The sequence below is a fragment of the Paraburkholderia sp. HD33-4 genome (assembly GCF_021390635.1).
GTDB lineage: Bacteria > Pseudomonadota > Gammaproteobacteria > Burkholderiales > Burkholderiaceae > Paraburkholderia.
The window spans coordinates 2,590,984-2,605,988 of the sequence record NZ_JAJEJS010000002.1; the positions used below are offsets into that span (position 1 = coordinate 2,590,984).

Below are 15,005 nucleotides of genomic sequence, written 5' to 3' on the forward strand. Positions count from 1 at the left end.
GCGAAATCCGACAGCGGCGATGAAATCGGCCTGTACCGCGTGCGAGCGCAGCGCCTGCAGCCCGCCGATGGAATGCCCACCCATCGCTAGCTCGCGGACGCGCGCGGCGTCAGTTCGGCCAGTCGCTCGCCGGTCCGGACATCGAGGAGTTCGAGTACCTGTTGCGCCGCGCGCTCCCAGCGAAACTCGCGCGCATGCGCTCGCCCCGCCACGCGGTAACTTTGGCGAAGCCCGGCGTCGCCCATCATCTTCGAGATCTTTGCCGCGATGTCGTCCGCGGAAGTCGCCTCGCAGTACATCGCGGCATGGCCGCAGGCCTCCGGTATCGAGGTGCGCGCGGACGCGATCACCGGACAGCCGCAATACATGGCTTCCAGAGGCGGCAGACCGAAACCTTCGTACAACGACGGAAACACGAGGCATCCCGCACTCTCGTACAGCGCCTTCAGCTCCCCGTCCGACACGAAGCCAGCCCACACGATCTGTCGCGAATGCACTGGATGCTCGACGCCTGCGTTACTGAAGATGCGCGGATTCTTTTTACCCACGATGACGAATTTGACATCGCTCAGATGCCCGAGCCGCGCGATCGCAGCAAGCACGCCCCGCAGATTCTTGCGCGGGTCGAGACTGCCGACGATCACGCAATAAGTGTCCTGCTTCAATCCGAGCCGTTGCAGCACCGACGGGTCGGCAACGATCCGGTCGAGATGATCCGCGCCGGGCGTCACCACTTTCACACGTGATTCGTCGATTTTCAGGTGATGGCAGATACGCGCCTTCGAAAACGTCGACACCGTCAGAACGATAGGATGCGTGCGCGGCAATAGCGTGAAACAGATGCGATACCAGAGCCGGAATTTCCTCGAGAACCCTTCCGGCACGTCATAGACGGCCATGTCGTGAACCATCACGATCTGACCGTGCTTGAACAGCGGATTCGTATTGCACAGACTCAGCAGCGTGAGGCCGCGTGCGGCGATCGGCAGCGTGATCTGCTCCCACAGCGTGCCGCGCAGCCACGGAAAGCGCCGTTGCGGTTCGAGCTGCGCGCCAGGTTCGACCGCGTTTTGCGGCACGAACACTTCGGGTTTGTCACCCGGCGCGGCGCGCATCTGCATGGCCCTCGTCAGCTCGTACGCAACGCGCTGAACCCCCGTGACGGACTGCGAAGTAAACTTTCCGTTGATTGCAAAGGCCATCTGATTCTCCGTTTTGCGCCATCGCGAACCCGCCTTACCGCGTTGAGGTCTCCACCCGCTCAGGTGCCTCGCGGCGCTGGCGGCGCGATGTCGTTTTCGCCGAAATCGCTGGCATAGTTCGTTTCGTAGCCGTAATTCTTCGTGCTTCGACGCAGCGGAATACCGTTGAACACCGCACCCGCAATGCGCCCTTCCGCGCGCTCCACCTTCTTGACCGTGTCGGCGATCTCCTCCTCGCTTTGCATGCCCGAGCGCAGCACGAGCAGAGACGCGCCCGCCTCGTTCGCGATGATCGATGCATCGGTGACCGCGAGGAACGGCGGCGTATCGATGATCACCAGATCGAACTGGCCCGACAGCCGTTCGAGCAGGTCCTTCAGGCGCGGCTTCATCAGCAGCGCGGCGGGGTTCTCCGGGCGCGCGCCGCACGACAGGAACGTCAATCCGTCGATGCGGGTCGAGCGCAACGCATTACGCAGCGGCATGCGCTCCGCCAGTACTTCCGAAAGGCCGCCCCGATTGCTCTCGTTGAATAGCGAGGCGAGATGGCCGCGCCGCATATCGGCATCGATCAGTACCACGCGCGAACCGACTTCCGCGTGCAGGATCGCCAGATTCGCGGCGACGAAGCTCTTGCCGGCGGACGGCGTGGGCCCGATGATCATCACGATGTTGTTGCGCGCATGCGCGAGATCGCGCGTGACGGCGGTCCGTACGCTGCGCAGCGCTTCGACCGACGTGTCGTGCGGAAAGCGCGCGGCAAGAATCCTGTTCTCAATGCCGGAATCGAGCTGAATGTCGTGCAGACTCTTCTGCATTGGCGGATGGGCGCGCCCGGCCGCCGCCGGCAGCGCTTTGCGCCCCGCGGTCGCATCGCGATCGAGCAGCAGTTGCTGATGGCTGAACAGAACCTCGCCGAATACCGGCACGCTCATCTGACGCTCGACGTAGCGCGGATCCGTCACGCCGACCATCACATGGCGGCGCATGAAGACCAGCACGACGCCGGACACGATACCGAGCACCAGCCCGCCGCCGAGCACCAGAATCGGCTGCGGCATGACCGGCATATGCGGCCTGATCGCCTGGTCGAGAATGTGCGCGCCACCGGTCGTGCTGGCGCGGCGCACCTGCAATTGCTCGGCCTTCTGCACCATGCCGAGATACACCGTTTCCGCGACCTTCTGCGCGCGGATCAGATCGACGCTCGCGCGTTCCGACGCCGGCATGCCGTTGAAATGGTCGGAGAATTTCGCTTTCGCTGCATTCAATTGCGCCAGCTGCTCGTCGATGTTCTGCACCCAGCGGCTCTGCGGCGTAAAGCGCTCGATCATTTGCGTGCGCTGCAATTGCAACGTCGCGATCTGCTTGTCCAGATCGAGGCCGCCCTGCAAGTAGGCTTGCGCCTCGTTGGTCGGCTGCATCGATTGCGAGCTCGAGCGGAAGTTCTTCAGCGCTTCCTCGCTTTTTCGCAGATCGGCGAGTAGGCGCGGGAGCTCGCCGTTAATAAACGCCAGCGTCTGTGTGTCGTTTGCTTGCCGGCTCGCCACCGCGGATGTGAGGTATTGCTGCCCCAATGCATTGGCGACGGCCGCGGCCTTGTCCGGGCTCTTGTCGCGGTACTGGATTTGCATCAGCCCCGAGTCTTTGACCTTGTCACCGATCTTGACGAGATTCTCGAAGCGTTTGATCGCATCCAGCTCGTTCCAGCGGACCACTTCGAATTTCGTGCCCGGCCGCGCATCCAGTTCCTTCACGAGCATCGACACGCCGTTCTGCTTGAGCGGCATGCCGACCGTACCACTCGCCAGCAACTCGCCGGACGGCCCGTGCAATTCGAAGCCGCCATTATCGAGCGCGGTCAGAGTCAGCTTCTCTTCCTCGAGTTCGCGCGGCACGTCGAGCGACGCAATCTGCACGCGCTCGCCGCCCCATGCAAACGATTTCAGACCAAGCCACGGCGCGGAAGGTTGTCCCGGCGTCGCGAATTTTTCGGCGATGTCGCCGAGCACCGGCAGCTTGTGGGGCTTTATCGAAATGTCGAAACGGAACTGGTCGATGACCGGCTGCAAAACCGAGCGGCTTTCCATGACCGCCATTTCGGTGACCGCCGATGGAGTCGGCGGCGGCAGCAGTTCCTGGTTCTGCAACGCGAGTCCGAGCGCATTTGGCTCGGGTGGGTCCACACGAATGATTACGTCGGCGGAATAGATGGGTGTGGCAATCAGAAGATACGCGACCGCGAGCGTGAGGACGACGACCGTCGTCACCACGATCTCCCAGATGTGGTCGCGCATTAGCGTGAGCATCCCGCTGGCACTGAGTTGTCTGCGCTCGGTATCAACAGCGGGATAGAGCGAGTTTTGCGGATAGTAATCCACCGGTCTGATCCTTGCAGGTTGATGAAACAAAACGATCGACGATCGCTTTGCGTCGCCACGTCACTATTCATGCCGCCGGCCAGATAGGCCCTCGATTGGCTGGCAGCACGGCGAAGCGACGTGCTGTGTCGGGTTAGGTCGGGGAGCCGTGTTCGGGACCTCTCGAAGCACGGAAAGCTACACACCTATTGCTTATCCACCGCAGCGTTGCCGATTGTTCTTCTCACGAAGCAGGGAATGCGAAGCCCGCCATTCACGTAATCCGCGATTGACAATTTCTCTCTCGATGTTGCGGTGAAGCATAGTCCGCAAAGGATCGAGGCATTCGCCGGCGGCCCAAAGTAGGGTGCTATTGGCCGATAATGCGGAGCCTTTTACAAATGAAACAGAAGCCGGAAAGGCTTGTTGCGATCTGCAATTGCTGTAACAGAGTTATACGGGCGGCGCCGTACATCGCGACAGAACACGATTTGCAGGGTTGATGTGCAAGGAATGATGTCGTTATCACGCAAATCGCGCCGAAACCATGCCACTCGGCGCATTCCGCCGATCTATGCTCGTCTCGCTTGCAAGAATCGCGCTAATTGATGGGGAAAAAAATGCCGCGCAACGTTAATTAGTAGCACGCATGTTGGCCAATAGCGAGGTAATAATTTCTGGGATCCTGACGATTACGCCAAAACACCCACGCATGCCGGCCAAGCTCGTCTCACCCAAATCGTTGCGCTAATCTCAATGCGTAGATTTTCCTGACTGGAGAAGCTCGCGTGATGAAGCACATTGGTCTATTCGTCTTTCAGGATTGTTCGATGGCAAGTACCGGCGCGATTGGCGACGCGTTTCGGCTTGCCAATGAGTTCAAGAGAACGGCTGGCGAAGAGGCGCCATACCGGTTTACGGTGGTGTCCGACGGTGGCGGTCTGGTGACCAGCTCCTCCGGCATATCGATCTGGACGCAAGGCCTCGAACGGTACTGCCTCGCTGATTTTCACGCGTTCTTCGTCGCGTGCCGCGACGTCACCGAAGTCGCCGAATCGAACGACCGCTTCCTGTCGTGGATCTCCCTGCAAGGATCGATCGCATCGTTCGGCATGCAACAGGGTGCGAATCTCGCGGTCGTCTGCAACGATCCGCTGCAATCGATCGTGCCGATTTTTCTGTTCGACGACAGTGGTGATGCCGCACGCACGCAAAGCAACGTGACGCCGACCGATCTGGCACTCGCGCAGATCGAGCGCGACATCAATACCGACACGGCCCGCAAGATCGGCCGCATCCTGCAGACCGGCTACGCCGAGAAAAGCCGTTCGGAGCTCGACGACGTCAACATCACGACGACGACGGAGAAGATTCGTGAATCGGCGCGCTGGATCAAGGAGAACTACAGCAAGGCTATTTCGGTCGCGCAGGCGGCCGAATCGGTGGCAATGAGCAAGCGCAACTTCCAGCGCCGCTTCAAATGCGAGTTCGGCATGACGCCGCTCGAATATCTGCTGCGCACACGCTTCGAGATCGTTCGCTCGATGCTGAAGAACACCGATTTGCCGGTCGACAAGATTGCGCGCCGTTGCGGAATGGGCGATGGCAATCGGCTCGGGCGGCTATTCAAGGAACGCTATGGGATGTCGCCGACCCAATTCCGTGCGCAACAGCACGTGGATGCGGATGAACGTTGGCTGACGCCGGAGGAAAGCTGGAGCGCCGCAACCGAGATGCTGCGGCAGGCACCGCTGACGCTTTGATTTCAATTCCCGGTTAAACCGAGGACGCTTTGATTGCAATTTCCCTGTTACTCCGAGGACGCCTCGTCGTCTCGACCGCCACGGGATTAAAACATGACGATCATCAAATCCGCGGGGCTGGCCGCGCAAGACGCGCCTGTCGCGCCGAAAAAAACGGCCTCCCGACAGTCCGGTGACAGCGCCTTGGGTCCGTCCGGCGAGCGGCCGGGTTCGCACGCCGGTGCGCATTCAGCGAACGGGCAATCGCCATCTACGGCAAGAAAGATCAAGGAAGCGGCGAAAACCCTATTGCCGGACACCGTTTTTGTAAGCCTGTTACATCACAAATGCATTGGCCGCTATCCGAACCTGATTCATCCGGTGACGTTCAATGAGAAGATCCTGCAGCGCAATCTTCACCCTGATCCGCGCTTCGTCGAGCTGACCGACAAGCTGCGGGTGCGCGAGTATATTGCCAGGAAAATCGGCGACAAGCATTTGATACCGCTGATCGCAGCGCCCGATGCATTCACGCCTGAGGTGTTCGACGCGCTGCCCGATGCTTTCGTGATGAAAGCCAATCACGGCAGCAGCTTCGTCGAAGTGGTGAGAAACAAATCGGAGACCTCGTTCGAGAAGCTGAAGAAACTCGCCGACCAATGGCTGCGCACCCAGTTCTATTACGTGGGTCGCGAACGGCACTACGGAATGATCGAGCCGCGCGTGTTCTTCGAGCAGTTGCTGCTCGATCAGCGCGGGAAGATTCCGGCGGATTTCAAGATGCACTGCTTTGGTGGCCGGCCTGAGGGGCCGATCATCTATATCCTCGTGATCTCCGACCGCTTCGGTAGCGCGACGCACGGCGACGTGTACGACATCGACTGGAATCACCTCGATATCGCAATCGGCGACTACAAGCGCAGCGCGGCACCCGCTCCGCGCCCGCCGCACCTACAGGCTGTGCTCGATGTCGCGACCCGCCTGTGCGAAGACTTCGACTATGTGCGCGTCGACCTGTATGCGCCGGATGGCCTCGTTTATTTCGGTGAACTTACATTTACGCCCGGCGCGGGCGTGCTGCCCTTCACGCCGGACCGTATCGATTACGAGTGGGGCAAGCTGCTGGTTTGAACGCGCTTTCATTCGTCGCGTTCGGATCCCGCGATCATCGAACGGAGCGCTTCGATAAACAGCGCGTGCGTGCCCGCTGCAGTCGCTCGAAGAGGAGGGGTCGGCGAGCGCCAGCAGCCCTCAAGCGGGCGACATGCCGTTTTGCAGCTTTGCGCCGTCGGCCTCGCGCGAGGCCAGAAACGCAAGCAACGCTTGTGCCGCTTTACGCTGGCGCGCCACCGTGCAGATCGCGGCGGTGAAAGTCGTGGCGGACTGGACGGCGGCCGGAAGCTCGCCGAGCACGTCGATGCCCGGCACGTGAATCAACTCGCTCGCCTGCTGGAAGCCGAGCGCGACTTCTCCGCGCGCGACGAGCGTGCCGACCGGCACACCGGGCGGCGCCTTCACGAGGCGCGGCGCAATCTGCCCGGCAATACCCCAGCGTTCGAACAGCTTCAGCAGATAAGTACCGCTCGGCCCCGTCGAGTAACCGATGCTGCGCGCACCGAGAACCGCGTCGCGCAGCGCCGCTGCGGTCGCGATGTCCGGGTGCGTTTGTCCGGCCGCGACCGCGACCGCGATCCCCGAACGCGCCAACGCGACGCGGCTCGCCGCCTCGACGCAGCCCGTCACGACGAGCCGCTCGATCGCGTCCGCGGCAAGCACGACGATGTCAAATACTTCGTCATCCTCGACCCGGCGCGCGGCATCGACGCCGCCGACCGATTCGATCGCGACACCCTGCCCCGTGCGTCGCTCGTACGATGCGGCGAGTTCGGCCAGCAGCTGGCGTGTGGCCATCGACGAGATGCCGGTGATCGGCGCGAGCGCCACATGGGCATTGAACTCTGAGACCACGCCTGTCAGTCCTTGTAACGCAGGCCGGCCTGCTCGAGCGGCCCGCGCATGTTGTACATGTCGAGACCGAGCACGCCGGAGGCGAGTTTCGCGCGCTTCTCGGCTTCGTTGGCCTCGCGCGCCGCGGCCTTGTCGAGCACCGCTTGCGCGATAGCCGACGGCACCACGACCACACCATCGTCATCGGCGACGACGACGTCGCCCGGCGAGACCAGTGCGCCGGCGCACACGACCGGAATGTTCACCGAGCCGAGCGTCGCCTTGACCGTGCCCTTCGCGGAGATCGCCTTGCTCCAGACCGGGAAGTTCATCTCCGTCAGCACGCTGACGTCGCGCACGCCGGCGTCGATGATCAGCGCATGCGCGCCGCGCGCCTTGAAGCTCGTGGCGAGCAGGTCGCCGAAGTAACCGTCGGTGCTGTCCGCGGTGACGCCCGCGACGACCACGTCGCCCGGCCGGATCTGTTCGGCCGCGACGTGCAGCATCCAGTTGTCGCCCGGTTGCAGCAGCACCGTGACGGCCGTGCCGCTCGCGCGCGCGCCGGTATAGATCGGACGCATATAAGGCTTCAGCAGACCGACGCGCCCCATGGCTTCGTGCACGGTGGCCGAGCCCAGCGCGCCGAGTTTCGCGGCCACGTCCGCATCCGCGCGCTGGATGTTGCGATAGACGACTCCGATTTCATACATGATTACAGCCCCTTCGTTTTCAGCAAGCTATCGAGACGCGGATAAACGCGCCGCGCGTTGCCTTCGTAGATCTTGTAGCGCTGCTCCGGGTTCATGTCCGCGGCTTCGACGTAGCGCTTCGTGTCGTCGAAATAGTGACCGGTTTCCGGATCGATGCCGCGCACCGCGCCGATCATCTCGCTAGCGAACAGGATGTTGTCCACGGGAATCACGCGTGTGAGCAGATCGATACCCGGCTGATGATAGACACAGGTGTCGAAGAACACATTGTTCAGCAGGTGGTCCTTCAATAGGGGCTTTTTCAGCTCCTGCGCGAGACCGCGGAAACGCCCCCAGTGATACGGCACCGCGCCGCCGCCGTGCGGGATCACGAAACGCAGCGTCGGGAAATCGCGGAACAGGTCCGAGGTCAGGCATTGCATGAACGCGGTGGTATCCGCATTCAGGTAGTGCGAACCGGTGGTGTGGAAGCACGCGTTGCAACTCGTGCTCACATGGATCATCGCGGGAATGTCGTACTCGACCATCTTCTCGTAGATCGGATACCACGAGCGGTCCGACAGCGGCGGGCTGGTCCAGTGGCCGCCCGACGGATCGGGATTCAGGTTGATCGCGACATTGCCGTACTGCTCGACGCATTTGACGAGTTCAGGAATACAGGTGGCCGGATCGACACCCGGACTTTGCGGCAACATCGCGGCCGGCACGAAGTTCTCGGGAAACAGCTGGCTCACGCGATAGCACAGTTCGTTGCAGATCGCGGCCCACGTGCTCGAGATTTCGAAGTCGCCGATGTGGTGCGCCATGAAGCTCGCGCGCGGACTGAAGATCGTCAGATCGAGGCCGCGCTCACGCATCAGTTTCAACTGGTTGTTTTCGATCGACTCGCACAGCTCGTCGTCGCTGATCTGCAATTCCGCCACCTTCGGCATCTCGGACGGACTCTTGATGCCTGCGATCTGGCGGTTACGCCACGTCTCCAACGCCTTGGGCGCGGTGGTGTAGTGGCCGTGAATGTCGATGATCACCGTGATTCCTCAGTAGATGAACTCAGTAAATGAGATTGACCAGCGGCGCGCGTGAAACGCTCGCGCGCCGCGTTCCCGCATGCGTCAATGCGCGGTATTCGGCTGCGCCACCGTTTCGGCGCCGCCCACCCGCTGGCTCACCAGGATGGCGATAGCGGCGAGCGTAGCAGGGATTGCGAGCATCGCGAGGATCGCGCCGAACTGCCAGCCGAGGCCGAGCAGCGCGCCGCCGATCGCCGAGCCGAAGATGCTGCCGAAGCGGCCCATGCCGAGCATCCAGCTCACACCGGTCGCACGCGCGACGGTCGGGTAGCGGCCGGGCGCAAATGCGTTCAGACCGGTTTGCGCGCCGCTCATGCAGAAGCCCGCGAGAAACACCAGCAGTGCGAGCGACGAAGACAGCGCGCCGATGTAGCCGAGTCCGAGCACGCACAGTGCGCCGCCGATATACGCGGCGCTGATGACCGGCGCCGGACGTGCCTTGTCCATGATCCAGCCGACCAGGATCGCGCCGATCGTGCCGCCGATCTGGAACATCGCCGTGACGTTGGCCGCGGTCGTGACCGACAGACCCGCATCCTTCATCAGCGTCGGCAGCCAGCCCGTCAGCAGATAGATCACGAGCAGGCCCATGAAATACGTGACCCACAGCGCGAGCGTCATCGAGCCATAGCCTTGCGAGAACAGCACGCCGATCGGCTTGCGCGTCGGCAGCGGCGGTTCGTTCGACACGAACACTTCATTGCCTGCAAAGTGCACGCCGCACACCCGGCCGAGCACCTTGCCGATACGCTGCGCAGGCGCGCCGCGCACCGCAAGCAAACGGGCCGACTCAGGCAACAGCCAGATCTGGAACGGGATCAGCACGAGCGGCAGTGCACCGCCGAAAATCAGCACCGAGCGCCAGCCGTGAACCGGAATCAGCCAGCCGGCCGCGAAGCCGATCAAGGCCGAGCCGAGATTGAAGCCCGTGAACATCACGGTGATCAGCAGCGCGCGCTTGCGTTGCGGTGCGTACTCGGACAGCAGCGTCGTCGAGTTTGGCATTGCGGCGCCGAGGCCGATACCGCTCAACAGACGCAGTGCCGCCATCGAAAACGGCGATTGCGTGAACGCAGTTGCGATCGTGAACACGCCGAACAGAAACACCGAGGTAATCAGCACCCACTTGCGGCCGATGCGGTCCGACGCCGGACCCGCGAACAATGCGCCAATCACGAGACCGATCGGCGCCGCGCTCATCACGAGCCCGAATTGAGGGCGCGAAATCGCCCAATCGTGAATGATGGACGGCGCGACGAAACCCATGATCGCGACGTCCATGCCGTCGGCGGTCACGATCAGAAAACACAGCACGACCAATAGCCACTGGTAGGGCGAAATCGGCCGTTCATCGATGAACTTCTTGATGTCAATCCGGTTACCGCTGGTAGTACTCATCAAAACTCTCCTGTCTCCTTCATTGGTCTCATCGCGCGCTCGAAGCGGGTTGCTTCGCAAAGTACGTCGACTCCGTATCCATCGTGGCGATGGGCCCCTACACGCCTTACTCAAGCGACTGGCGTGAAGGTACGTTTCGTCCTTCGCGGGCCAAAGCGCGGGTTAACCATATGCTCGAAGCGAGTATCCGCTTTCTCACCGTTCCGCATAGCACCCGCGAAGCTGCGCCGATTCGCGCAAAGCCCCGTCGGATAAGCGCTCAAGCCAGGCCCCAGGCCCTTCGAAGCGGGCTCGTCGAATGCCTGTTCGCGTGCATCCTCATAAATAGAACAGATGACGCGGGAACGAACTCGCATACAACGGCCGCGAGACGGCCCACCTTTCCCGTTCAACGAGGATGCCCAGCGCTGATAGCGAATTCGCACTGCAAAAAAGGCACAAAAGAAGAAAGCGGAATGACCGTGCAACGGCCATTCCGCTTCGGGACGAGCCGGCCCTTGCGGGACCGGCACGTAGTCAATTACCGCTGCGCGCTAGCGGCTCAGGGCGCCGCAACACCGCGCGTCGCCGCCGTATAAGGCGTGTAGAAGCTCGAGCCGGCCCACGTACGCGAGGCTGCCGTATAGAGCGGCGCGCCTTGCGTGTAGTTCGCGCCGTCGTGCCAGTCGCCCGAGCCAGTGAACTTCGCGACCGCCGGGTACGGATAGACCGGCCGCGAGGCGGTCACGTTGTTCGACGAATCCGTCTGATACGTCATCACGGAAGTCGGCACCTTGGCTTCTTCGACCCAGTTGGTGATCTTCGACACGAGGTCGATATTCGGGTTGCCTTCGCCGCCGCCGCAGTGACCGACGCCCGGCACCAGATACAGACGCGCGAACTGGTCGACGCTCGACGCGCCCATCGTGTTCTGCATCGCCTCGTAGTACTGGATCGTGAACAGCGGCGAGATGTGCTGGTCAGCCCAGCCGTGCCACAGGATCAGCTTGCCGCCGGCAGCATTGAACGCGGAAAGGTCCGGGCTCGTCGCATCGATGAACGGATGATTCGCCTTCAGATAAGTCGGGTAGAAGCTGGCGTCCTGATAGCCGAAGGTGTCGATGGTCGGCATCGTCGGCGAGCCCGTGAAGATCAGGTTGTACGCGCCCGTCACGATCGAATAGCTGAACAGCTTCGTCACCGAAACCGGTGCGTCCGTCGAGTTCGACGACGGCACTTCGACGCCGATCCAGTTCGCTTCCGAACCATACTGCGGCGAACCCGCCAGCATGTACTCGCCGGTCGTCGCATCGGTCGGACCGCTGTAGATGGCCTTCGCAGTCGTGACTTCAGCAGCGGTCAGGCAGTTGCTGGTGCTCGTCGCGCCGCTCGCGCACTGGATCGTCGCCGGGTCGAAATGGCAGGTACGCGGATCGGCGATCAGGCCGTCGGCCGCACCGCTGCCACCGCCGCATGCCGCAGCAACCGCTTTGTGCAGCAGCGTCGCCTTGTCGGCATACAGAGTCGCATTGCCCGCGCTGGTGCCGGTCGTGCTTTGCGACTTCACGCTCCAGCCGTGATACAGCGAGTTCTGGATCTGGAAGTGCGCAGCCGGCGCACCCGCGACGATACCGTTGTAGTCGGTCGGGTAACGTTGCGCAGCCATCAGCGCCTCGCGGCCACCGTCAGAGCAGCCGATGAAGTACGAGTACTTCTGCGTCTGTCCGTAGTAGGCCTTGATCAGCTTTTTCGCGGCGAGCGTCGTGATGTGCTGGCCGCGATACGCGAAGTCGGCCTGCTTTTGCGGGTCCGTGGTCCAGCTCGAATCCTGGCCCGAGTGACCCATGTCGGTCGCCGCCGTCACGAAGCCGCCTTGCTGCACGAGCGGGCACTGATACGAGAAGCTGAACGAGCTTTGCTGCGTCGGATCGCTCAGGTTGCCGCACAAACCGCCGCAACCGAGTTCCGCGAAACGTTGCGTCCACGAGCTGACCGGCAGCGCAACCTCGAACGTGTTCGACGGAGCGAGCGTGCCCTTCACCGTGCAGAACGCAACCGTCGCGCCGTTGACCGTTGCGTTGGTCACGGTCGCCGAGGTAATCGAACTACCGGCGCCGCCGATGTCCGTGATATCGATCGACGCGAGCTTCGAGCAATCGACGACCGGTTGCACGACCGACAGCGGCGTGTACGTGAGCGTGCCGCCACCGCTGCCGCCACCGCATGCGGCGACGATCGCGGCCGTCGCGCAAACGCCGACGAACGTCAGCAGCGAAACGCTGCGCGCCTTGATACGCGACAGTAACTTCAGGGATTGCAGTGTTTTCATGCTTGTTCTCCTGCGTGGTTGTCGCGGTCCACTATTGGACCGGTGCGTGTGCTCGCGGTGCGCATCACGCATCCGCGTCGAGTGACGCAAGTGTTATTCACCTTCATCGATTCACATCTCCTCTCTTAGTACTTCGGCTTTCAGAAACGTCTTCGTTCTTTCGGCAATGACCACGCGGTCGCGCGTAGGCTCGCCGGGTTTTGACGCGACGTTAGCCAGACGGTGAATCACAAGTAATCGCGGGTTAACCACAAGGATCAGCGATATCGACGGCTCTCCGATACCCTCGCGCGTCCAACCCGAAGACCCCCGAAGCCACGCTCGAGCCGATGGCACAAGGAGTTTCAGATAGCCGCGCAAGCCGGCTCAACCGCGCACCGAGATCTCGCACGACCACATGCAATAAGTTTTTTAGATGTGAAAAGAAACAAATTGAAATGCATTGCGCGGCAATGAGTCGCCTTGAATTTCCAAGGGCGTCGCAATGCATTACGGAAGCTGATTGGACGTGGTTAGATCTTGCGCGGAAGAACCCGGTAGTTCGGTGGCACGATGAGACTCGAACGACCTCCGGGAAGTAATGACGAGCAGAGACTCGAAAAGTACTGCTTCTATGCATGGCGCAACGACAATCCCGGCATCGCGCGCGTATTCTCACAGAGAACAACGGGACGTCAATCTCGCCTATTGCCATGTTGTGGCGTGAACCCAACGCCGTTTCCAATCGCGTTGCGAATCAATGCCATGAGCTTTCTGTTTTGTTTATCGACGCAATGTCGAGATACCTCCAATTCTTACATTTTTCATTCTCTTGCGTTACGACAATAAAACGTGGCGTCGCCGCGAGAAAAACACAAAGCGCTTATTTTTCAACGAACTACATCTCACCCCCTGAAACGACGCAGTCAGCACGCCGCCTCGGCAGTTCGCGTAAACCCCGCGATTTCTGACAGCCTGGTCATCGATCAGTTGTGCTTTTCGGGCCAGCCGCGCCACTTCCTCCGGACCATCGCGCCGACTATATTGAGCCCCGTTCACCAGTGCCCGACCTGTTTCGCATCACGAGGACCCGCCTGGGTCCTTGTGATTCGCCAATACGGCACAGCTATACGACTTCGCTTGGCATGACTAAATATAAAAGGAGATCATTTCGATGAAGAAGACGCAAATCGCGCTCGCCATTCTCGCGGGTACCTTGATGTCGACGGCAGCGCTTGCGCAAAGCAGCGTCACGCTGTTCGGCCTGATGGATACCGGTGTTACGTATGTGAGTAACCAGGGTGGCAATCACAACGTCAAGATGGACGACGGCGTCAATGGCCCGAACCTGTGGGGCATGAGAGGCGTGGAAGATCTCGGCGGCGGCACCAAGGCCATCTTCGAGCTCGTGAACCAGTACCAGCTGAACAACGGGCAGTTCATGCCTAATTCGAGCCTGTTCAGCCGTCTTTCGTACATGGGTCTCGTCGACGATCGCCTCGGCAAGTTCACGCTCGGTAATCAGTACGACTTCATGACGGACTCGCTGTACGCCGGCGGGAATGACCCTGCCAACGTCTCCGGCCACTTCTATGCATTCCGCGCGGGGCCGTTCCAGAAACTCGCTCTGCCGCAGAATCCGACCGGCGCCTTCGACTGGGACCGCATGGCCGGCGTGAGCCTCAATAACTCCGTCAAATACCTGACGCCTGTGTTCGGTGGATTCAGCGCGGGCGCGATGTATGGCTTCGGCAATGTCACGGGATCCGTTGGCGCGGGCAATTCGACCAGCTTCGGGCTCAACTACGCGGCGAATTCGTTCGGCGCCAATGCCGCCTATACGAACGTGAAGTACTACACCGCGGGTTCGCCGCAGGTCAGCGTGCGCAACTGGGGTCTCGGCGCGCACTACCGCTTCGGCTCGTGGTTCACCAACGCGCTCTTCACCACCGTGCACAACTCGGCGAACGGCGGCTCGGTCTATGAAGGTTCGGTCGGCGCGCAGTACCGGTTCACGCCGGCACTCGCCACCGGCGCGTCGTATATGTATATGAAGGGCAATTCGGTCGTCGACAATAATCACGCGCACCAGGTCGCGGCGATCGTCGAATACTCGCTGTCCAAACGTACGAGCGTCTATGCGATGGGTCTGTATCAACGCGCAAGCTCGGGCGGCTTCGCGCAGATCAACGGCATGAACAGCGCGAACGGCGCATCGAGCGGCCAGACCCAGGCTATCGCACGGGTCGGTTTGAACACACACTTCTGATCCCAGAAGTATTCGTGAAT

Annotated in this window: 10 protein-coding genes; 3 read left to right on the top strand and 7 right to left on the bottom strand. The window is 61.4% G+C overall.

Going from position 1 to position 15,005, the window contains the following annotated elements; translation table 11 throughout:
• Window positions 1-86: 86 nt before the first annotated feature.
• Together L0U84_RS31660 and L0U84_RS31665 are read right to left on the bottom strand one after the other, a co-directional pair.
• Window positions 87-1,202 (bottom strand): glycosyltransferase family 4 protein, encoded by a 1,116-nt coding sequence (locus L0U84_RS31660; protein ID WP_233855995.1) that lies wholly within the window; start codon window positions 1,200-1,202, stop codon window positions 87-89.
• Window positions 1,203-1,261: 59 nt separating this feature from the next.
• Window positions 1,262-3,583, bottom strand: a complete 2,322-nt coding sequence (locus L0U84_RS31665; RefSeq protein ID WP_233855996.1) for a polysaccharide biosynthesis tyrosine autokinase — start codon at window positions 3,581-3,583, stop codon at window positions 1,262-1,264.
• Between the two features lie 809 nt (window positions 3,584-4,392).
• Between L0U84_RS31665 and L0U84_RS31670 the strand changes: the two genes are divergently transcribed.
• A complete protein-coding gene (locus tag L0U84_RS31670) occupies window positions 4,393-5,325 on the top strand; it encodes a helix-turn-helix domain-containing protein (RefSeq protein ID WP_233855997.1) in 933 nt (310 codons plus the stop codon).
• A gap of 93 nt (window positions 5,326-5,418) precedes the next feature.
• On the top strand, window positions 5,419-6,435 hold the full coding sequence (locus L0U84_RS31675) for an ATP-grasp fold amidoligase family protein (protein ID WP_233855998.1): 1,017 nt from the start codon (window positions 5,419-5,421) through the stop codon (window positions 6,433-6,435).
• 120 nt (window positions 6,436-6,555) lie between these two features.
• Here L0U84_RS31675 and L0U84_RS31680 read toward each other — a convergent pair whose 3' ends face one another.
• From L0U84_RS31680 to L0U84_RS31700, 5 genes are all read right to left on the bottom strand, one after another.
• Window positions 6,556-7,215 (bottom strand): substrate-binding domain-containing protein, encoded by a 660-nt coding sequence (locus L0U84_RS31680; RefSeq protein ID WP_267940094.1) that lies wholly within the window; start codon window positions 7,213-7,215, stop codon window positions 6,556-6,558.
• A gap of 62 nt (window positions 7,216-7,277) precedes the next feature.
• Complete coding sequence (ligK, locus tag L0U84_RS31685) at window positions 7,278-7,961, bottom strand: 4-carboxy-4-hydroxy-2-oxoadipate aldolase/oxaloacetate decarboxylase (RefSeq protein ID WP_233856000.1); 684 nt, start codon at window positions 7,959-7,961, stop codon at window positions 7,278-7,280.
• Between the two features lie 2 nt (window positions 7,962-7,963).
• The gene (locus L0U84_RS31690) at window positions 7,964-8,989 is read right to left on the bottom strand and encodes an amidohydrolase family protein (RefSeq protein WP_233856001.1); all 1,026 of its coding nucleotides are present in this window, start codon (window positions 8,987-8,989) and stop codon (window positions 7,964-7,966) included.
• 84 nt (window positions 8,990-9,073) lie between these two features.
• Complete coding sequence (locus L0U84_RS31695) at window positions 9,074-10,429, bottom strand: MFS transporter (RefSeq protein WP_233856002.1); 1,356 nt, start codon at window positions 10,427-10,429, stop codon at window positions 9,074-9,076.
• A 541-nt stretch (window positions 10,430-10,970) separates the two neighbouring features.
• Complete coding sequence (locus tag L0U84_RS31700; protein ID WP_233856003.1) at window positions 10,971-12,737, bottom strand: tannase/feruloyl esterase family alpha/beta hydrolase; 1,767 nt, start codon at window positions 12,735-12,737, stop codon at window positions 10,971-10,973.
• Window positions 12,738-13,890: 1,153 nt separating this feature from the next.
• Here L0U84_RS31700 and L0U84_RS31705 point away from each other — a divergent pair.
• Complete coding sequence (locus L0U84_RS31705) at window positions 13,891-14,985, top strand: porin (protein WP_233856004.1); 1,095 nt, start codon at window positions 13,891-13,893, stop codon at window positions 14,983-14,985.
• Window positions 14,986-15,005: the final 20 nt, after the last annotated feature.

Excerpts from the sequence above, each read along its gene's own strand:
- L0U84_RS31660 (WP_233855995.1), bottom strand. The coding sequence starts at position 1,202 with ATGGCCTTTGCAATCAACGGAAAGTTTACTTCGCAGTCCGTCACGGGG.
- L0U84_RS31670 (WP_233855997.1), top strand. The coding sequence starts at position 4,393 with ATGGCAAGTACCGGCGCGATTGGCGACGCGTTTCGGCTTGCCAATGAG.
- L0U84_RS31675 (WP_233855998.1), top strand. The coding sequence starts at position 5,419 with ATGACGATCATCAAATCCGCGGGGCTGGCCGCGCAAGACGCGCCTGTC.
- L0U84_RS31680 (WP_267940094.1), bottom strand. The coding sequence starts at position 7,215 with ATGGCCACACGCCAGCTGCTGGCCGAACTCGCCGCATCGTACGAGCGA.
- ligK (WP_233856000.1), bottom strand. The coding sequence starts at position 7,961 with ATGTATGAAATCGGAGTCGTCTATCGCAACATCCAGCGCGCGGATGCG.
- L0U84_RS31695 (WP_233856002.1), bottom strand. The coding sequence starts at position 10,429 with ATGAGTACTACCAGCGGTAACCGGATTGACATCAAGAAGTTCATCGAT.
- L0U84_RS31700 (WP_233856003.1), bottom strand. The coding sequence starts at position 12,737 with ATGAAAACACTGCAATCCCTGAAGTTACTGTCGCGTATCAAGGCGCGC.
- L0U84_RS31705 (WP_233856004.1), top strand. The coding sequence starts at position 13,891 with ATGAAGAAGACGCAAATCGCGCTCGCCATTCTCGCGGGTACCTTGATG.